Source organism: Bacteroides sp. 3_2_5 (genome assembly GCF_000159855.2).
Taxonomy (GTDB): Bacteria; Bacteroidota; Bacteroidia; order Bacteroidales; family Bacteroidaceae; genus Bacteroides; species Bacteroides fragilis.
This window is the reverse complement of sequence record NZ_JH636045.1, coordinates 497,711-517,366: the sequence shown is the minus strand read 5'-3', so window position 1 is coordinate 517,366 and position 19,656 is coordinate 497,711. Positions and strand designations below refer to the sequence as shown.

The window sequence follows — 19,656 nt, the reverse complement described above, 5'->3', positions numbered from 1 at the left end:
TGTAATCTGTGGTGAAACCTATTCATTTTTGTTCAAAAAGGGGGAAAGAACCTCTTTTAGTCCCTTCCCCCTTCGAAAGTTATTATCTGATCAAAGATTTATTCAGCTGCACCCCAAGCCTGGTTAGCCAGACGCTTGTAGTTGTTGTAACGCCATTTTGCGTTGTCTTCAGCTGCCTGGAACAGTTCTTCTGCTTCTGCAGGATACTGTTTCATAACTGATGCATAACGAACCTCGCCTTTCAGGAAGCCTTTGAAGTCATCCCAATTCGGTTCTTTGCTATCCAGCGTGAACGGATTCTTGCCTTCTGCTTCCAGAGCCGGGTTGTAACGCCACAAGTGCCAGTAACCGCACTTAACAGCTTTTTCTTCCTCTTCCTGGCTCTTACCCATACCGGCTTTCAGACCGTGGTTGATACACGGAGCGTAAGCGATGATGAGTGATGGTCCGGGATATGCTTCAGCTTCGCGGATAGCTTTCAGAGTCTGAGCCTGATCAGCACCCATAGCGATCTGTGCAACATATACATAACCGTAAGTAGTAGCCATCAGACCGAGGTCTTTTTTACGTACGCGCTTACCGGAAGCAGCGAACTTAGCGATAGCACCCACCGGAGTAGCCTTAGAAGACTGACCGCCTGTGTTAGAGTAAACCTCTGTATCCAGAACCAGAATGTTAACGTCTTTACCTGAAGCGATAACGTGGTCGAGACCGCCGTAACCGATATCGTAAGAAGCACCGTCACCACCGATGATCCACTGGCTGCGTTTCACCAGATATTGAGTCAGACCCTTCAGCTCTTTGCTGATCGGGCAACCTGCTGCGATACCTTGTTCGATGATCGCTTCGATCTGCGGAGCCAGTTCTTTGGTCTTATCTGCATCGTACATGTTTTCAATCCATGCTTTCAATACTTCCTTAGCTTCTGCAGGAGCATTGTCGGCTGCCAGGATTTCGTTGAACAACTTCACGATACGTGCACGCATCTTTTCGTTAGCGAGTTCCATACCTAAACCAAACTCACAGAAGTCTTCGAACAGTGAGTTAGCCCAAGCCGGACCGTGTCCTTTTGCGTTGGTAGTATATGGAGTTGAAGGTACTGAACCGGAATAGATAGAAGAACATCCGGTAGCGTTGGCAACCATCTCGCGATCACCGTACAACTGAGAAATCAGTTTCACATACGGAGTTTCACCACAACCAGAACAAGCTCCTGAGAACTCGAACAACGGAGTAGCAAACTGAGAGTTCTTCACGTTAGCCTTGATGTCTACCAGGTGTTGTTTGCTCTTTACGTTGTCTGCACAGTAAGTCCAGTTATCAGCTTGAGCCAATTGGCTTTCAAGGTGTTTCATAGTCAGAGCCTTGCCACCCTTCTTCGGGTTACCCGGACAGATGTCGGCACAGTTACCGCAACCCAGACAGTCGAGAACGTCAACCTGGATACGGAATGTCATACCGTCGAATTGTTTACCTACAGCTTTCAGCATCTCGAAGTTGGCACCCTTCTGCTCTTCAGCGTCGAGTACGAACGGACGGATAGAAGCGTGAGGACAAACGTAAGCACACTTGTTACACTGGATACAGTTTTCTGCGTTCCATTCCGGTACGAAAGCAGCTACACCGCGTTTTTCGTATTTAGAAGTTCCCTGATACCAGGTTCCGTCTTCGATACCTTTGAATGCAGATACCGGCAGTAAGTCTCCGTCCTGAGCATTGATAGGGCGAACTACTTCGTTGATGAATGCCGGGTCGTTGTTTTCAACCTTGGCATCGTCCGGCAGGTTAGCCCAAGCCGGATCAACAGTCAAAGTCTTGTATTCGCCACCGCGGTCAACGGCTGCGTAGTTCTTGTTTACAACGTCTTCACCCTTCTTACCGTAAGACTTCACGATAAACTTCTTCATCTGTTCTACAGCCTGGTCTACAGGGATTACACCTGTGATACGGAAGAATGCAGACTGAAGGATAGTATTGGTACGGTTGCCCAAACCTATTTCCTGTGCAATCTGAGTTGCGTTGATATAATATACAGAGATATTGTTCTGTGCAAAGTATTTCTTCACCTTGTTAGGCAGGTTCTTAGCTAGCTCTTCGCTTTCCCAGATAGTGTTCAGCAAGAACGAACCGTTCTTACGCAGACCACGGGTTACGTCGTACATGTGCAGGTAAGCCTGAACGTGGCAAGCCACGAAGTTCGGAGTGTTTACCAGATAGGTAGAACGGATAGGATCGTCACCGAAACGCAGGTGAGAGCAAGTGAAACCTCCTGACTTCTTAGAGTCGTAAGAGAAGTATGCCTGACAGTGTTTATCTGTGTTGTCACCGATAATTTTCACTGAGTTCTTGTTGGCACCTACTGTACCGTCAGCACCCAAGCCGTAGAATTTAGCTTCGAACATACCTTCGCCACCCAGAGCGATTTCTGCTTCCTGAGGAAGAGAAGTGAAGGTTACATCGTCTACGATACCGATTGTGAAGTGGTTCTTCGGCATCGGCATAGCCAGATTCTTGAATACGGCGATGATTTGTGCCGGAGTAGTATCTTTAGAACCCAGACCGTAACGACCGCCTACGATAACCGGAGCATTTTCTGCGCCATAGAAGCAGTCTTTAACATCCAGATACAGAGGTTCACCGTTAGCACCCGGTTCTTTTGTGCGATCGAGTACTGCGATTGTTTTAGCTGTTTTAGGTACGGCGGCCAGGAAGTGTTTAGCAGAGAACGGGCGGTACAGGTGAACTGCAACCAAACCGACTTTTTCTCCTTGGCTTGTCAGATAGTCGATAGCTTCGCGGGCAGCTTCTGTTACAGAACCCATAGCGATAATTACGCGTTCTGCATCTTCTGCTCCGTAGTAATCGAACAAACCGTATTTGCGGCCTGTGATCTTAGAAATTTCATTCATGTATTCCTCTACGATGGCGGGAACAGCTTCATAGTAGTTGTTGCATGATTCACGGTGCTGGAAGAAGTGGTCAGGGTTTTCGGCCATACCACGGGCAACCGGATTCATCGGATTCAGCGCACGTGCACGGAATTCGGCAAGCGCTTCCTGGTCAACCAACGGAGCGAGATCTTCATTTTCCAGCATTTCGATCTTCTGGATTTCGTGTGAAGTACGGAAACCATCGAAGAAGTTCATGAAAGGAACACGGGCTTTGATTGTGGCAAGGTGTGCAACACCGGCCAAGTCCATCACTTCCTGTACAGAACCTTCAGCCAACATAGCGAAACCTGTCTGGCGCGCAGACATTACGTCCTGGTGGTCACCGAAAATACACAGTGCGTGAGAAGCCAGTGTACGAGCAGATACATGGAATACGCAAGGCAGGAATTCACCGGCAATCTTATACATATTCGGGATCATCAAAAGAAGACCCTGAGAAGCAGTGTAAGTAGTAGTCAGTGCACCGGCCTGAAGAGAACCGTGAACAGCACCGGCTGCACCACCTTCAGATTGCATTTCCTGTACCAATACTGTTTCGCCGAAGATGTTCTTACGTCCTGCGGCAGCCCATTCGTCTACGTATTCAGCCATTGTAGAAGAGGGAGTGATGGGGTAAATGGCAGCTACTTCTGAGAACATATATGAAATATGTGCAGCAGCCTGATTACCATCACATGTGATGAATTTCTTCTGTTTAGTCATAACTAAAAATAATATTTAAGTAAGTAATTTATTTGTTTATTTCAAAAACGGTATGGAAAGCGGATACTTCCATGTTTTTCCGTTCAGTCCTTTGATACCTCCGATGATGGGGAACAGCAGACAAAGAAAACAGCCTATTCCAAGTATCAAGAGGAGCAAGATTCCGGCACCTCCGCCGAATATACCCAGCAGAACTGCTAACGGAGAAGTCTGATCATTTGCGTAATCCATGTCGTTTATGGATAAGATTCCGCTGAACATGAATATTACAAAAAGTACTGTCAGCGCGATGCCGTACAGGAACCAACTGATGTACCAGTTCAGAATGTATTTGCCTTGGCGATTGACGAGTATAGAATTCTCTTTACCCATGATCCAGAATACAATAGGGGCAATCCAGCCTACGTATGGTATGAACATGGCGAAATTCATCAGTGCCAGATAAGCATTTTCCGTCAGTCCCATAGGAAGTACGGCTGTAGGTTTAGCCGTAGCTTCTTCGTCCAATATCTTTTTCTTTTCTTTTTCGAACTCTTCATCGTTCAACGCTCCGCTGTCGTGGAGGCGTTTTAGTTGTTCAAGCTTCTCGTAATCCATAATGTTCAAGATTTGATGTTAATATAAAAAGCCGAACATCCAGAGTGGTATCTGATTGCCACGACCTATTTCTGCCTTGTGCAAAGCATACGTCACTCCGGGGTTATTCTTAATTTTTGCTCCTTCGCAGCATATTTTGAACGGCATCACTTCGTCAACCATGAACGAGGTGTTCTTGTCACCCTTGTGCACTTTATGGTCTTTCCACATCGTGTTTACAAAGAAAGTGTCCAGCACATCCTGTTCTTCCACCTTTACGGGGTAGATGGAGTACATCAGGTTAGGGTTGTGCAGCATAATCTTCGAGGGCTTTTTAGGAAACTCTTCCCCTTTGGGATAGACCAGGTTGATCAGCCGTGCATCGGCCAGATACTTGATGTAGTTCATCACCGTGGCGCGTGATGTCTGTATGTCGCTTGCCAGTTGGCTTACGTTCGGAGCCTTTGGCCCGTCTACAGCCAACAAATATAATAATTTTTTTATCTTCGAGAGATATTTTAGCTCAATTTGTTTGATAAGCAGGATATCTACTTCTACCATCATGTTCATGGTCTTGAGCAGATTTTCAGAGAAATTGCGTTTCTCGAGGAAGAAGGGGTAGAAGCCGTGATGGAGGTAGTCTTGAAAATAATCCAGAGGGCGGACTTTGGAAAGCACCCCTTTGGCTATCTGTTCGTGGCTGCTCAATATCTCTTCGAGTGTGTAGTGACGGAATTTCATCCCTGTTTGCAGGTTCAGAAATTCGCGGAACGAAAAACCGCGGAGGTTGTAGCTCTTCACGATGTCACGCAATTCCAGGTTTTCTTCTTTGAGCCGCATGACGGACGAACCGGTGAATACAATCTTCAGGTTGGGGAAACGGTCGTAGCACATACGTAGCTCGCGGCTCCAGTCGGGATGCTTGAATACTTGGTCGATCAGCAATACCTTTCCACCGCGTTTCTGAAATTCATTGGCGAAATCGACAATGCTGTGTCCGGAGAAGTAGAAGTTGTTCATGTTGATAAAGAGGCACGAACGGTCGGTTCCGAACTTCTCCTTGGCGTATTGAAGCAGGAAAGTGGTTTTTCCCACGCCACGTGTTCCTTTGATACCAATCAAGCGGTCACTCCAGTTTATTTCGTCCATCAGGTCGCGGCGGACCGGGGCATTGGTGTGCTCAACAAGGTAGGCATGTGTGCGGTAGAATGTTTCCATCTCTTATCTTGGGTTTTTCGGGGGGCAAATATAAGCCTTTTTTTAGAGATTGCAAAGTAGAGATAGCAAAATTGTGGTTTCGTTTAGCAAGTTTATCTTTTGCTTCACTTTGTCAAAACGGTATTCCTGATAGGTGGCAGGGGCGTTATTTCGGGGCAATGGCAAGCTGCTTCTGAAAAAACGCAGCCATTTCAATCGGGCAATTGTGATTTTGCTTGTCTACTTCAGTGTTTGCTTGCAAATATAAATATTGTTTTTTGTTTTCGGTAGTTTCTGCCGGTATTTATTTGAAAAAGGGTTTCTTTTGTCAGTTCGAAATGTTTGCTCCGGAGAGAGCAAATAGAGATGGAGAAAGGGAAAAGAGCCTTTGTTGACGGGCTGTCAATCGTCACTCCGGGAGATATGAAGGCTTTGTCCCGAAGAAGTGAAGGCTTTACCCGGGGGAAGTGAAGGCTTTGTCCGGCGGAAAGTGACGGTTTGCCCCGCATAAAGTGACCTGTTTCCCGGTTTTATATGCGTTTTTGTGTATATATTTGCAGGAAACTTACCGGCTTTAACGCTGGTTGCTTCTTGGATAGCAAAGGGCTTGTAAGTGAAAAACCGGAAATGGAAACAAAAGGACAGGAGACGGTGCATTTAAGGAATTAAATGATAGTTTCTGTCCCCGGGCATGGATATATCTTAGGGTGAAAAAACACGTAACTGTTCGCTGCCATCACTCGCACAAGTTCCTGCGTCCGGATGAACCCTGTTTAATTAATTGATGCTAATGACGAATCTGCTTTACTTGTTTAATCCCGATCAGGATCTGGCTCTTGCCAGTGGCGAAGTCAATTATATGCCGCCTGCCTCCGCCCGCAGAATGGCGGAAGAGTTGGCATTGCTTCCCGTATGGTTTGCGGACGGGCCGTGCAGTGTGCTTGCTCCGTCTGCCTATAATCAGTCTTTTCTGGAAGAGATGCTCGACTTATTTCCGCTTCCCGCATCATTGAGAACCCAGGCCGAAGATTTTTCGGAAGTCCGTTCGGTGGTTCCCTGGGGATGGAATCCGGCACTCCGGAAACGTCTGCTTTCATTGGGAGTACCCGATGCTGCGCTACCTTCGATGGAGGATATAGGACGGTTGCGCGATCTGTCCCATCGTTTGCAAGCCGTACGGTTGTTGCCCGGTCTGCAAGTGGATGAAGTGTTTTGTGGAGAGTCTTGCTACCTGACTGCTTTGTCCGACTGCCGGGCATTTGTAGAGAGTCTGGAACGCTGTCTGCTCAAAGCCCCCTTGTCCGGAAGCGGTAAAGGGCTGAACTGGTGCAAGGGAGCGTTCACTCCTCTGATAGAGCGTTGGTGTGCCCGGGTTATAGAGCAGCAGGGGGGAGTTGTTGGTGAACCTATATATAATAAGGTAGAAGATTTTGCCATGGAGTTTTATTCGGACGGAAAGGGGCGGATTATTTTTGCCGGATACTCTTTGTTCCGTACCAATGCCGGTGGGGCTTACGAAGGAAACCGGTTGTTGCCTGATGCGGAGATTGAACGAAGATTGTCGGCTTATGTGCCTGTGGCGGCTTTACACCGGCTTCGGGAGGAGTTGCAAAGACGGTTGTCCGTCTCTTTGGGGACGGAGTATGCCGGTTATCTGGGAGTAGATATGATGATTTGCCGGTTCGCTCTCCTTCCGGAGTTTCGCATCCATCCTTGTGTGGAGATCAACCTGCGGATGAATATGGGACTTGTGTCCCGGATGCTATACGATCGTTATGTACGACCCGGGGCTGGCGGAACGTTTCGTATCTCTTATCATCCGTCTGACGGGCAAGCATTGCAGGAGCATGATGCAATGACGGTTGCGCATCCGTTGCACACCCGAAACGGACGGGTGGTGAAAGGCTATCTGCCATTGGTGCCTGTCCGGAAGTCGAGCCGCTATCGGGCTTATATCTTGGTGGAAACCGGCGGATAAAGTTTTATATAGATTGCTTTTTGCAAGAAAAGAAAATGGAGAAGCGGCTTCCCGTGCCTGCTTCGGACCGTAATGATAGCCTTCCCTGAAGTTTTTCTATGATCAGTTTGCAGATAGAGAGTCCCAGGCCGGTTCCTTGTGCAAACTCGTTCTGTTTGTAGAATCGGCCGAATATCATCTTTTGTTCGGACTGCGGGATACCGATTCCGGTGTCCTCTACATAGATCTCCACTTCTTCGGTTTGCGGCATGTAGCTCCATCCCAGTTTGATGGAGCCTTCCCGGGTAAATTTGGAGGCATTGTTCAGGAAGTTGGTGATCACCTGAACCAACCGGTTTTTGTCGACGTGTACGATCAGGCCCTTTTCGCCTTCTTCCAACAGGAAGTGGAGCTGTCCGGGAATCAGAATCTTATGTGTCTGATAAGTATCCCTGATAAGGGCATCCAGCGGATAGTCATCACAGTCGAATGACATATATCCGGACTCGATGCGCGAAAGTTCCAATATATCATTAATCAGTTTCAGCAACAACTCGCTGTTGCGGTTGATGGTATCTATATACTGTTCCTTCTCTTCGGGGGTGATGTCCGTATCATCCGGAGAGGCAAGCAGGGTGGAGAATCCGACAATGGCATTTAGCGGTGTACGTATTTCGTGGCTTATGTTGGCCAGGAAGGATTCTTTAAGTTCCGCCTTTTCCGCCATTTTACGGGCCTCGATCAATTCCTGTTCCCGTTTCTTGTAGTCCTCAATGTTTAATAAAAGGCCGGTGGTTTTCTGTCCGCCCAGAGCACTCTTCATGGTGCTGCACCGAAGTTCCCACCATTGGTATCCTGTACCGTTAAAGTCGCATTTCAGCTTTATGAAGTGTTTGCCGTTGGTGGCGTTCTTTGTCAATAAGGCTTGTGTCGTATCCAGATAGTCGGCATCCACAAAGGACAGGAACCCGTCAATCGTCAATGGATGGGGAGCCATGCCCAAGTTTTTCCAAAAGGCGTATTCGAACACCATCGTATCGTCCTTTAACCGCCATGCGTATGTATCGCTTCCCTCGACTGCCAGCGCCAACGATTCTTTCTCATCTTCCAGTTCGTATAGGATGGAGCGTTTCCTTTTCGTTTCACGCCAATACAGGTAAGTGATGCCCGACAGCAGGCTGACAATGGCGGTGATGCTGCCTAATAGTGCGAACCACCAGACGATGGGGTGCCGGGTCTTGAATGGAATGTTGATAATGGTGTATTCATGGGGAATGTCTGCGATGGTCAGATGTTCTTTTTGCATGGCATTCCAGTCGATGAAGTATCCTTTGGCGCTTTCCTGAATGGGTATGTCGGCAACGTTTTCTCCATTGAGGATACGGGCCGCCGCATGAACGGACTCTTCTACCTGGATATGCATCGGGGTGATGTATCCGCCCAGAAAGTCGTGCCCGCAGTCAAAAAGTTCATTGATCGTTGTAAAGCGTTGCCGGGTGGACAAAGATGCCATAGTGACCGTTGTGTAGTCAAACTTTGTCTGCAGATAAGGGAGGGTACTGTATTTACTGATAGACCAGATGAAGTCTCCACCTTTTGTCTGATCCTTATTCTGGTTCTTGGAGAGGTTACGGGCAGATAGCGCATTAATTATTATATGTCCTTTTTCTGCTTCTTTCCGTGTGTCGTTTTTGTCCAGATGCCAGTCCAGATTGGATATGATGTCCGTCGATTTCAATTGGTTGTCAATATCGTTTCGGACTTTCCGGTCTAAGAACGTAAAGTCAAGTATGGTGTAAATATGGTTTTTGCCGGTTAGCTTGTGCACCATTTCCAGATTCTTTCTGAAATCTATCTTGTCGTGAAACCCGGTGACGTTGTTGTATTGTCCGATCAGTTCCCAATTGGGATAATTGACTCCGGAGAATACGATTGGTATTCCCTTCAATAACGGATGATGGGTTTCCAATAACGAGTAAGTGGCCTGGTCATCGTTAACAAGAAGAACTTCAGGTTTCCATTTCGAAATAGAATCGAGAAAGTTATTGATCTTATCTATCTCTTGCTGTTCGTTGTTAATTTCACAATTCAGATAGAAGAAAGTAAGTTCTACGGGAATGTGAGCTTTGGCGAATTCCTTTTTTATCAGTTTATTGAATTCTGCATATCCTTGGTAATCCTTTTCATAAGAGTGGATCACCAATACCCGCCGCTCTTCTTTTGAATAACAGGAGGTCAATAGCAGTAAGAGCATACAGCAACGTATGAGTGAATGAATGGACCGCATACTTTTCATTCGGTGTGTTGTTCGTTTGTTCGGTTTGTTTTTCGTCTATTTCACAAAGATACTATATTAATGATATAAATAAGAAAAGATGGTTATTTTTCTTCTTGTTGAGCTGCCTTACTTTCATTTCCACAGCGGTCCACAGCCGTGACGGCAAAATACTTCCTGGCTGTCCATGGGAGGATGGGAGCATATATGTAGTGCGTATCCCGCAGATTCTGCACGAGGATATTTTCCGGATTCGTGATATCTACCGGATACGTGTCCGATGCGTAGACCACGTACATGGGAGCATTCTGCTTGTCATTGTCCGTAGCGGCTTTCCAGTTGAGACGGGTATATCCGTCGCCGGCGGAGACAGCCTTCAATGCTGAAGGGGCGGTGGGGGAGACGTTGTCAATCCACGGCATCGGCGGTTGTAGTGCCGGATATTGATAGAAATGATCCAGCAGGAGGTCGTATACCCCTTGGGTGTTGTCCATCAGATACTTTACCCGGTAGTGCGCTTCGCCTGCCAGCCGGTTGGAGCGGATGAAGTGCATTTGGCGTTCCACCTCTTCGGTGGTCCAGTTACCTTCGTCGGGGTGGAGGAAGTAGATACCGAGTCCGGGGACGATGTGGCGTCCGTTGCTTTGTTCCTGCCAGTCGAGGGCAAACGGATAAAAACCGTTGCCCCGGAAATACATCATCGGGTAGATCTGGTCCTGGATGCCTTCGCCCAGCCAGCCTTGCGGATCCTGATAGACAGTGAAGAAGGCATTCCAGCCTTTAGAGGAGTAGCGTGAGGTGTCACGGTATTTTCCTACCGGGCAGGTGCTCACCTTCACCCAAGGCTTCATGGCTTTTACACCGTTGTAGATGTAGCGTACAATGTCGGTCAGGTTGTCCCGGCGCCATTGTGCCAGCGTGCGTCCTTTGCCGTAGCGGCGGAAGTCGTAACTGTCCGGAAAGCGCGGGGCGTTTTCCGGATAGCGGAGATAGTCGAAGTGCACTCCGTCCACATCGTAACGGCTGACTACCTCACGTACCAGTTTCATTAGATATTCCTTGGTGGCGGGATGTCCGGGGTTAAGGAAATATTCATTTTTGTAAGGCACGCAGATGTCACGCTCACGCCTGGTCACCGATTGCTTGCCAAGTGAGGCCACATGTTTTTTGCCTCCCAAGGGGATGGTCACCATCCAGGCATGGCATTCCATGCCTCGTTTGTGGCACTCTTCAACGGCGAAGGCCAACGGATCGTATCCGGGATCGCCTCCGGTTTTTCCTGTCAGTATGGAGTTGAAGGGTTCGATGTCCGAACGATAAAGCACATCACCACGGGTACGAGTCTGGAAAAGTACCGTATTGAAGTTGGCCTCTTTCAAGCGGTCGAGGATATCGATCAGTTCTTCTTTCTGTCGCCGGATACCTGCAGGAGTGGTTGCTTTGGTGCGTGGCCAGTCCAGTCCGTAGACCGCAGTTATCCAGGCAGCCCGTACCTCGTGTTTCGGGGAGGTCTGCGCATGGAGCGGAAGTAAGGAGAGGAGAAAAAGAAAGAGGAGGGATGTTCCTCTTCCGGCTCTCTTTTTCACTGAGAAAGAGTCGTTATGGCTTTTATAGATGGTATTCATAAATCTAATGGTTTTGATGTTCACCACAGATTACACGGATTAACACAGATTGATAATTTATTTCATTGAGAATCCGGTTAAAGAATCCGTATCAATCCGTATCAATCCGTATGAATTCGTATGAATCTGTGTTAATCCGTGTAATCTGTGGTGAAACGTCTTCTAAACTGCCTTCCGCGGTGAGCGGAAGGCTTGCAAAGTTAGCAAAACCCTTCGTAAAGTTGTGTAGTTTCCTTAGATTATGTTACATTTGCGCTGATTAACAATTCAACACGCCATGATTACATTTACGATTTGCCTGCTGGCTCTGATTGCAGGTTACTTTATTTACGGACGGTTGGTGGAGCGTGTCTTTGGCCCCGACGACCGAAAGACCCCGGCACTGACACATGCCGACGGAGTGGATTATATTCCCCTTCCTACCTGGAAAATCTTCATGATTCAATTTTTAAACATAGCCGGTCTCGGTCCTATCTTCGGAGCTATTATGGGAGCGAAGTTCGGTACTGCTTCCTATCTGTGGATTGTATTGGGAAGTATCTTTGCTGGTGCCACGCACGATTATTTCGCCGGAATGCTCTCTCTGCGTAACGGTGGTGAGAGCTTGCCTGAAATTGTCGGCCGTTTTCTGGGGATGACTACCAAGCAGGTGATGCGGGGTTTTACCGTTGTCCTGATGATTCTGGTAGGTGCGGTCTTTGTGGCGGGACCGGCAGGACTGCTGGCGAAGTTGACTCCCGACAGTCTCGACACTACTTTCTGGATCATTGTGGTGTTCATCTATTATATTCTTGCCACTCTGCTTCCGGTCGATAAAATCATCGGAAAGATATATCCCTTGTTCGCTGCAGCTTTGTTGTTTATGGCGGTGGGTATCCTGGTGATGCTTTATGTTCATCATCCGGTCATCCCGGAGTTGTGGGACGGATTACAGAATACTAATCCGGAAGCAGCCGTGTTACCTATTTTCCCGATTATGTTTGTCAGTATCGCCTGTGGAGCCATCTCCGGATTTCATGCTACGCAAAGTCCCCTGATGGCACGTTGCATGACTTCTGAGCGTCATGGACGTCCTGTCTTTTACGGTGCCATGATTACCGAGGGCATTGTGGCGCTGATCTGGGCTGCCGCCGCGACTTATTTTTATCGTGAACACGGTATGGAAGAGAACAATGCCTCTGTCATTGTAGACGCTATAACGAAAGATTGGCTCGGTGCGGTAGGTGGGGTGCTTGCCATTCTGGGAGTGATTGCGGCGCCTATTACATCGGGCGACACCGCGTTTCGTTCGGCACGTCTGATCGTAGCCGATTTTCTGAAACTGGAACAAAAAAGCATTCGTCGCCGTTTGTATATTTGTGTGCCGATGTTCATTGTCGCCATCGGGCTGTTGCTTTACAGTTTGCGTGATAAAGACGGGTTCGACATGATCTGGCGCTATTTTGCCTGGGCCAACCAGACCTTATCGGTCTTTACTCTCTGGGCCATCACAGTCTACTTGGCGCGTGCCCGCAAGTGGTATGGTTTGACATTGGTTCCCGCTCTGTTTATGACAGATGTCTGTTCCACTTATATCTGCATCGCCCCCGAAGGATTAGGATTGTCACATTGGGTTTCGTATGTGACAGGAGGGCTTTGTACACTGATTGGAGCCGTTTGGTTTATTGTTTGGAAAAAAGGGATTGGATACTCGTATAAAAAATAAACTCGATATTCGTATAAAGATGAAGAAAGTAAAAAAGTCAACCTGGGTTACTGTCGCCTTGCTGATCTATGTATCTGCGACAGCGGCTTATCTGCTGCCTCGCAATCATGAGGTGAGCGACACAGAGAAATATCTCACCCTGGCTGCTTCGTATGTCATTGTTCTGGTTCTCTGGCTGGTGCTGAGAAAAAAAGAACAGATGCAGCAGCGCCGCCGGGAGGAAGAACATATGAATAACCTGAAAAAGTAGAAACGTTATGAAGAAATTAATGTGGATCGTATGTCTGCTTGTCGTTTCAGTGACGGCACAGGCACAGTTTGAGAAAGGAAAGTGGATTGTGAATCCCTCGGTGACGGGACTTGGACTTTCGTACAGCAAGTCTGAGAAAACCCAGTTCGGGTTGCAGGCGCAAGGCGGTGCTTTCCTGGTGGATAATGTGGCACTGATGCTCACGGCCGGAGCCAATTGGAGCAAACCGGAAGATAAGTACACACTGGGTGTGGGTGGAAGATATTATTTCGACAAATGCGGCATTTATCTCGGAGCCGGATTGAAGATGAATCGCTATAACTGGAAAGTAGGAGACACGACCGACTTTGCCTTCGGTGCGGAGGCTGGCTATGCGTTTTTCCTGACACGGACTGTTACCATCGAACCGGCTGTCTATTATGATTTGAGTTTCAAAGACAGTGATTTGTCGAAGTTCGGACTGAAAGTAGGTTTCGGATTCTACTTCTGATTTTTCTTTTAAAAGGAACTCACCACAGAGGGCACAGAGTAACACAGGGTGAATTTTAAGTCATTGATTATCCATATTGATAATCTGTGTATTCTGTGGTGAAAAGACTTTTGACAGCCCCTTTGTGGTGAGTTCCCGATAAAATTGATTAGAGAACCCTTGCTTGTTTTACAAGTGGTTCAGTTTCTCCTGCAGGAATTGTCCCGTATAACTTGCCGCACAGGCAGCCACCTCTTCCGGCGTTCCGGTTGCCACAATATTGCCGCCCTTATCTCCGCCTTCCGGTCCGAGGTCTATCACGTAATCGGCACATTTTATGACATCCATGTTGTGCTCGATGATTACGATGGAGTGTCCGCGTCGGATCAGTGCGTCGAATGCATCGAGCAACTTGCGTATATCGTGAAAGTGCAATCCCGTAGTAGGTTCGTCGAAGATAAACAGCGTCGGGTCTGCTTTCTCCTGACTCAGATAGTAAGCCAGTTTCACGCGCTGGTTCTCTCCTCCTGACAGGGTAGATGAAGATTGCCCCAGTTTGATATATCCCAAACCGACATCCTGCAAGGGGATCAGTTTCTTCACAACCTTCTTCTGTCCGTGTTTCGTAAAGAATTCAATAGCTTGGTTGACTGTCATTTCCAGTACGTCATAGATATTTTTATCCTGGAATTTCACTTCGAGTGTATCGGCCTTGAAACGTTTTCCGTGGCATGATTCACACTCCAGCACCAGGTCGGCCATGAATTGCATTTCCACTGTGATGGTTCCGTCACCTTTACACTCTTCGCAACGCCCACCCTCGTTGTTGAAGCTGAAATGTCCTGCGGTATATCCCATTTGTTTGGCGAGCGGCTGGTCAGCCCAGAGCTTGCGGATTTCGTCGTATGCTTTGATGTAGGTCACCGGATTGGAGCGGGAAGACTTGCCGATGGGATTTTGATCGACAAACTCCACATTGCGCAGATTGCGCAGGTCGCCTTCAATGGACACAAATTCTCCAGGACGCTCGCTGCATTCGTCCAGTTCGCGTTTCAGCGCGCGGTAAAAAATGTCGCGTACCAGTGTGCTCTTTCCCGAACCGCTAACACCCGTCACTACCGTCATCACATTAAGTGGGAAGCGGGCGTCCACACCTTTCAAGTTGTTTTCACGGGCACCTTTTATTTCGATATAGTTGTTCCATGGACGACGGTGTTCCGGCACGGGAATGGTCTCTTCGCCCAGCAGGTATTTCACCGTATAACTGTTGCTGCCTTTCTTTAAATCTTTCATGTCACCCTCGTATACTACCTGTCCGCCCAGTCGTCCGGCATTCGGACCGATGTCGATGATGTAGTCTGCGGCACGGATGATTTCTTCGTCGTGCTCTACCACCACGACCGTGTTGCCCAACTGCTGGAGTTGGCGGAGCACATGAACCAATCGGTCGGTATCCCGACTGTGGAGTCCGATACTCGGTTCGTCGAGGATGTAAAGGCTGCCCACCAAGCTGCTTCCCAACGAAGTGGCCAGGTTGATGCGCTGGCTTTCTCCGCCCGACAACGAATTGCTGAGGCGGTTCAGTGTGAGATAGCCCAGACCCACATCAATCAGGAACCGGATGCGGCTGTTGATTTCCGTCAGGATACGACGGGCTACGGCCTGGTCGTGTTCGTTCAGCGTGAGCGAGTCGAAGAATTTTTGCAATTCGGTGATAGGCAGGTCTACCAGTTCGGAAATGTTCTTTCCACCCACGCGGACGTATCCCGCTTCGGGTTTCAGACGGGTGCCGTGGCATTTCGGGCAAAGCGTCTTTCCGCGATAGCGTGCCAGCATCACACGGTATTGAATCTTATACTGATTCTCCTCGAGCATCTTGAAGAAGTCGTTGATGCCATGGAAGTATTGGTTTCCTTCCCACAACACCCGGCGCTGTTCGTCGGTTAGCTCGTAGTAAGGAGTAAAGATCGGGAAGTTGAATTTTTCGGCATTGTGGATCAGCTCTTCGCGCCATTCTCCCATCTTTTCGCCCCGCCAACAGACAATGGCTCCGTCGTAGACGGACAAAGAACGGTTAGGCACCACCAAGTGCTCGTCGATACCGATCACTTTACCGAATCCTTCACATACGGGACAGGCACCGATCGGGGAGTTGAACGAGAACATCTGGTCGTTCGGTTCTTCGAACGTCATACCGTCAGCTTCGAATTTGGTACTGAAAGTATGCAACCGGGTCGTTCCGTCCGGCTGATAAAAGCGAAGCATACACATGCCGTCGCCTTCGTACATGGCTGTTTCGGCAGAGTCGGTCAGGCGACTGATGGCATCCTTGGATTTTGCTGCCGTCATTCGGTCGACGAGCAGGTATACCACGTCTTCTTTGCCGGCAGCATATTCGTCGATACGCACCATCTCGCCGTTTACTTCAAGACGGTTGAAACCTTGCTTCCGGTCGATCTCCAACTGTTGTTCGAGCGTGCGTCCGTCATGCAGGTAAATCTGTGTCAGCACGGTATAGCGGGTCCCTTCCGGATAAGAGAGCATGCAGTTTACAATGTCTTCGATGGAGTGCTTCTTCACTTCCTCTCCGCTGACGGGACTGTAGGTTTTGCCCACACGTGCATAAAGCAGGCGCAGGTATTCGTAAATTTCGGTCGAGGTACCTACGGTGGAACGCGGGTTACGGCTGTTCACTTTCTGTTCGATGGCAATGGCGGGCGGAATGCCTTTGATAAAGTCACATTCGGGTTTGCTCATTCGGCCCAGAAACTGGCGGGCATAGCTACTGAGGCTTTCCACGTAGCGACGCTGTCCCTCGGCATAGAGGGTGTCGAAAGCGAGCGATGATTTTCCGGAACCGGAAAGACCGGTGATCACCACCAGTTTGTTGCGGGGAATGTTTACGTCAATATTCTTCAGATTGTTGACTCTGGCCCCTTTTATAGAGATGTATTTACTATCAGTCATAAGCGTTTTCGTTACTTGGACTGCAAAGATAGTGAGTCAGCAACGTTTAACCTAACAGTGGAAGGAACTTTTATCTTAAAAACACTTGCGAAGATTGAATTGCTTGCTTAACCGTTGCAAATGAGGAGCAAAATTGTATCTTTGCACCACATTTTTATGAAAACCAATTATGAACCTGAGAAAACTGATTCTTCTTTTAGCTCTCTTTCTTGCAACAGGAGTGGGGGCACAAATACAACAACAAAGCCCTTATCCGAAAAGAGAATTTCGCGGAGCGTGGATACAGGCTGTTAATGGGCAGTTCCGTGGTATTCCTACTGAGAAGTTAAAACAAACACTTATCGATCAGCTTAACTCTTTGCAGGGGGCAGGCATCAATGCGATCATATTCCAGGTGCGTCCGGAGGCAGATGCTTTATATGCTTCACAATTGGAACCGTGGAGCCGTTTCCTAACCGGAGTGCAGGGGCAGGCGCCTTCGCCCTACTGGGATCCGATGCAGTTCATGATCGACGAGTGCCATAAACGGGGAATGGAGTTCCATGCGTGGATCAATCCTTATCGGGTGAAGACATCACTGAAGAGTGAGCTGTCGCCCAATCACCTGTATAATATCCATCCGGAATGGTTTGTCACTTACAATAATCAACTCTTTTTTGATCCGGCATTGCCCGAAAGTCGTCGTCATATTTGCATGGTGGTGGCGGACATTGTTTCGCGTTACGATGTAGACGCTATTCATATGGATGATTATTTCTATCCTTATCCGGCAAAAGGCATGGACTTTCCGGATGACGCAAGCTTTGCCCGTTACGGCGGAGGGTTCACCAATCGTGCCGACTGGCGCCGGAGCAATGTTAATATATTGATTCAGAAGATACACGAGACTATTCGTGGCTTGAAGCCTTGGGTGAAGTTCGGTATTAGTCCGTTTGGTATCTACCGTAACGAAAAGAACGATCCGCTCGGAAGCAAGACCAACGGCCTGCAGAACTATGACGATCTGTATGCGGATGTATTGCTTTGGGCGCGCAATGGTTGGGTCGATTATAATATTCCGCAGATATACTGGCAGATAGGGCATCCTGCCGCCGATTATGAAACCCTGGTGAAATGGTGGGCAAAGAATACGGAGAACCGTCCTTTGTTCATTGGCCAGTCTGTGATGAATACGATTCAGAATGCCGATCCGAAGAATCCTTCCATGAATCAGCTGCCTCGCAAGATGGCTTTGGAAAGAGCTTATCAGACCATCGGTGGCAGTTGTCAGTGGCCGGCGAGCGCTGTGGTAGAGAATGCCGGAAAATATCGGGATGCACTTGTGCAGGAGTATCATAAGTATCCTGCTTTGGTTCCCGTTTTCGACTTTATGGATGATAAAGCACCGGGTAAAGTCCGTAAAGTGAAAAAAGTATGGACGGAAGATGGTTACATGTTATTCTGGACTGCTCCGAAAGCTAAAGATGAGATGGATCGTGCTGTGCAATACGTTGTTTATCGTTTTGATGATAAAGAAAAAGTGAACATTGACGATGCTTCGTATATTGTTGCCGTTACCCGTAACAATTTCTATAAGCTCCCTTACAAGGATGGGAAAAACAAATACCGCTATGTTGTGACAGCACTTGACCGTCTGCACAATGAATCGAAATCGGTAAGTAAGAAAGTGAAACTGTAAATGTATTACAAAAGATGAGGGGATGTGTCATCTTCACCACAGATTACACGGATTAATACAGATAAATATTATTGGTTACAGTAGATTAAATTCGTTCTGTGTAAATCCGTGTAATCTGTGGTAAATACGAATATCAACACATTCCCTTGTGTTCCGCAGTGAGATTTCCCTAGTATAAGATCAGTCCGGCTATTCCGCAGGCGATAATCATCAGAATCGGGTTAGCGTGATATTTTTTTGTTCCTATAAAGGCTACCAGGAAAATAATGATGCTGATGACAAAAGTATAAGTATCGTCTGTGGGCGAACCGAAGTTTTCCACATTCATCAAGACCAGAGCAGCCGATGCCAATAATCCTACCACTGCAGGGCGGAGTCCGCTGAACACAGCCTCTACGGCAGGATGTTTCTGATATTTCAGGAAGAACTTACTGATGGTCAACATCAGGATAAATGACGGCAACACTACCGCAAAGGTGGCGATGACAGATCCCCAGATACTGCCTGTAGCCGTAAAGCCGACATAGGTAGCGGCGTTGATACCGATGGGACCGGGAGTAGACTGGCTGATAGCTACAATATCGGTGAACTCTTGAGTACTTACCCAATCATAGCGTGTCACCACTTCTCCCTGAATCATCGAGAGCATGGCATATCCGCCTCCGAAGCCAAATAATCCGATTTTGAAGAATGTATAAAAGAGTTGCAGGTAAATCATAATGTTTCAATGTAAATGTGAATGATTAGGGATGTGACTGTTTCCATTTTCCCCAGCAGAAGCCACCTACACCTGCCGCGATAATAATCCAGATGGGAGAGAAGCCCAATAACCAAATGAGCAGGGCGGAGACAACCGGAATCCAGAGGGTATATCGATTGACTTTGGCAGACTTTGCCATGCTGAAAGTGGGTGCTGCAATCAGTGCGACTACAGCAGGACGTATCCCTTTGAAGATTCGTTCTACAATGGGGTTGTCTTTGAAGTTATGAAAAAACATGGCAATGGCCAATATGATGACGAATGACGGAAGTACCGTCCCAAGAGCGGTGACAAGGCTTCCCCGTATGCCGCGTAGCTTGTATCCTATAAAGATCGAAATGTTTACGGCAAGAATGCCCGGGGCGGATTGGGCTATGGCAAGCAGATCGATAAAGTCATCCTTGGAAATCCAGTTCCGTTTGGTTACGATTTCGTTTTCGATCAGAGGCACCATAGCATAGCCGCCTCCGATAGTGAAGGCACCAATCTTGAAAAAGATGCCGAATGCTTCAAGATAAATATTCATTTAACGTATTGTTCTTAT

Annotated in this window: 13 protein-coding genes; 5 read left to right on the top strand and 8 right to left on the bottom strand. The window is 47.9% G+C overall.

From position 1 onward, the window contains the following. Positions 1–98 precede the first annotated feature (98 nt). Genes nifJ through BSHG_RS02830 form a run of 3 tightly spaced genes read right to left on the bottom strand, consistent with a single transcriptional unit; the run spans position 99 to position 5,447 of the window. Positions 99–3,653 carry a pyruvate:ferredoxin (flavodoxin) oxidoreductase gene (gene nifJ, locus BSHG_RS02820; RefSeq protein WP_008661200.1) on the bottom strand — a complete coding sequence of 1,185 codons (3,555 nt, stop codon included), beginning with the start codon at positions 3,651–3,653 and terminating at the stop codon, positions 99–101. Positions 3,654–3,689: 36 nt separating this feature from the next. Next, positions 3,690–4,250 (bottom strand): DUF4870 domain-containing protein, encoded by a 561-nt coding sequence (locus BSHG_RS02825; protein WP_008661197.1) that lies wholly within the window; start codon positions 4,248–4,250, stop codon positions 3,690–3,692. Positions 4,251–4,268: 18 nt separating this feature from the next. Next, a complete protein-coding gene (locus tag BSHG_RS02830) occupies positions 4,269–5,447 on the bottom strand; it encodes an ATP-binding protein (protein ID WP_005780701.1) in 1,179 nt (392 codons plus the stop codon). A 769-nt stretch (positions 5,448–6,216) separates the two neighbouring features. On the opposite strand from BSHG_RS02830, the gene BSHG_RS02835 reads away from it, so the two are divergent. After that, positions 6,217–7,404, top strand: a complete 1,188-nt coding sequence (locus BSHG_RS02835; RefSeq protein ID WP_008661195.1) for a hypothetical protein — start codon at positions 6,217–6,219, stop codon at positions 7,402–7,404. Between the two features lie 4 nt (positions 7,405–7,408). On the opposite strand, the gene BSHG_RS02840 is transcribed toward BSHG_RS02835, so the two are convergent. Then, entirely contained in the window at positions 7,409–9,679 is a 2,271-nt protein-coding gene (locus BSHG_RS02840) for a sensor histidine kinase (protein WP_008661193.1), read from the bottom strand. Positions 9,680–9,762: 83 nt separating this feature from the next. Next, complete coding sequence (locus BSHG_RS02845; RefSeq protein ID WP_032497493.1) at positions 9,763–11,283, bottom strand: glycoside hydrolase family 10 protein; 1,521 nt, start codon at positions 11,281–11,283, stop codon at positions 9,763–9,765. Between the two features lie 277 nt (positions 11,284–11,560). Here BSHG_RS02845 and BSHG_RS02850 point away from each other — a divergent pair, with 277 nt between their 5' ends. Genes BSHG_RS02850 through BSHG_RS02860 form a run of 3 tightly spaced genes read left to right on the top strand, consistent with a single transcriptional unit; the run spans position 11,561 to position 13,728 of the window. Next, entirely contained in the window at positions 11,561–12,988 is a 1,428-nt protein-coding gene (locus BSHG_RS02850) for a carbon starvation protein A (RefSeq protein WP_008661190.1), read from the top strand. 19 nt (positions 12,989–13,007) lie between these two features. Continuing rightward, on the top strand, positions 13,008–13,238 hold the full coding sequence (locus BSHG_RS02855; RefSeq protein ID WP_005780694.1) for a hypothetical protein: 231 nt from the start codon (positions 13,008–13,010) through the stop codon (positions 13,236–13,238). Between the two features lie 7 nt (positions 13,239–13,245). Next, positions 13,246–13,728 carry an outer membrane beta-barrel protein gene (locus tag BSHG_RS02860; protein ID WP_005780691.1) on the top strand — a complete coding sequence of 161 codons (483 nt, stop codon included), beginning with the start codon at positions 13,246–13,248 and terminating at the stop codon, positions 13,726–13,728. Between the two features lie 168 nt (positions 13,729–13,896). On the opposite strand, the gene uvrA is transcribed toward BSHG_RS02860, so the two are convergent. Continuing rightward, complete coding sequence (gene uvrA, locus BSHG_RS02865) at positions 13,897–16,674, bottom strand: excinuclease ABC subunit UvrA (protein ID WP_005802802.1); 2,778 nt, start codon at positions 16,672–16,674, stop codon at positions 13,897–13,899. A 169-nt stretch (positions 16,675–16,843) separates the two neighbouring features. Between uvrA and BSHG_RS02870 the strand changes: the two genes are divergently transcribed. Then, positions 16,844–18,352 (top strand): glycoside hydrolase family 10 protein, encoded by a 1,509-nt coding sequence (locus tag BSHG_RS02870; protein WP_008661185.1) that lies wholly within the window; start codon positions 16,844–16,846, stop codon positions 18,350–18,352. A 169-nt stretch (positions 18,353–18,521) separates the two neighbouring features. Here BSHG_RS02870 and BSHG_RS02875 read toward each other — a convergent pair whose 3' ends face one another. Both BSHG_RS02875 and BSHG_RS02880 read right to left on the bottom strand, forming a co-directional pair. Further along, positions 18,522–19,070, bottom strand: a complete 549-nt coding sequence (locus tag BSHG_RS02875; protein ID WP_005789600.1) for a chromate transporter — start codon at positions 19,068–19,070, stop codon at positions 18,522–18,524. A gap of 25 nt (positions 19,071–19,095) precedes the next feature. Further along, on the bottom strand, positions 19,096–19,638 hold the full coding sequence (locus tag BSHG_RS02880; RefSeq protein WP_005789598.1) for a chromate transporter: 543 nt from the start codon (positions 19,636–19,638) through the stop codon (positions 19,096–19,098). Positions 19,639–19,656 lie beyond the last annotated feature (18 nt).

Excerpts from the sequence above, each read along its gene's own strand:
- nifJ (WP_008661200.1), bottom strand. The coding sequence starts at position 3,653 with ATGACTAAACAGAAGAAATTCATCACATGTGATGGTAATCAGGCTGCT.
- BSHG_RS02825 (WP_008661197.1), bottom strand. The coding sequence starts at position 4,250 with ATGGATTACGAGAAGCTTGAACAACTAAAACGCCTCCACGACAGCGGA.
- BSHG_RS02830 (WP_005780701.1), bottom strand. The coding sequence starts at position 5,447 with ATGGAAACATTCTACCGCACACATGCCTACCTTGTTGAGCACACCAAT.
- BSHG_RS02835 (WP_008661195.1), top strand. The coding sequence starts at position 6,217 with ATGACGAATCTGCTTTACTTGTTTAATCCCGATCAGGATCTGGCTCTT.
- BSHG_RS02840 (WP_008661193.1), bottom strand. The coding sequence starts at position 9,679 with ATGAAAAGTATGCGGTCCATTCATTCACTCATACGTTGCTGTATGCTC.
- BSHG_RS02845 (WP_032497493.1), bottom strand. The coding sequence starts at position 11,283 with ATGAATACCATCTATAAAAGCCATAACGACTCTTTCTCAGTGAAAAAG.
- BSHG_RS02850 (WP_008661190.1), top strand. The coding sequence starts at position 11,561 with ATGATTACATTTACGATTTGCCTGCTGGCTCTGATTGCAGGTTACTTT.
- BSHG_RS02855 (WP_005780694.1), top strand. The coding sequence starts at position 13,008 with ATGAAGAAAGTAAAAAAGTCAACCTGGGTTACTGTCGCCTTGCTGATC.
- BSHG_RS02860 (WP_005780691.1), top strand. The coding sequence starts at position 13,246 with ATGAAGAAATTAATGTGGATCGTATGTCTGCTTGTCGTTTCAGTGACG.
- uvrA (WP_005802802.1), bottom strand. The coding sequence starts at position 16,674 with ATGACTGATAGTAAATACATCTCTATAAAAGGGGCCAGAGTCAACAAT.
- BSHG_RS02870 (WP_008661185.1), top strand. The coding sequence starts at position 16,844 with ATGAACCTGAGAAAACTGATTCTTCTTTTAGCTCTCTTTCTTGCAACA.
- BSHG_RS02875 (WP_005789600.1), bottom strand. The coding sequence starts at position 19,070 with ATGATTTACCTGCAACTCTTTTATACATTCTTCAAAATCGGATTATTT.
- BSHG_RS02880 (WP_005789598.1), bottom strand. The coding sequence starts at position 19,638 with ATGAATATTTATCTTGAAGCATTCGGCATCTTTTTCAAGATTGGTGCC.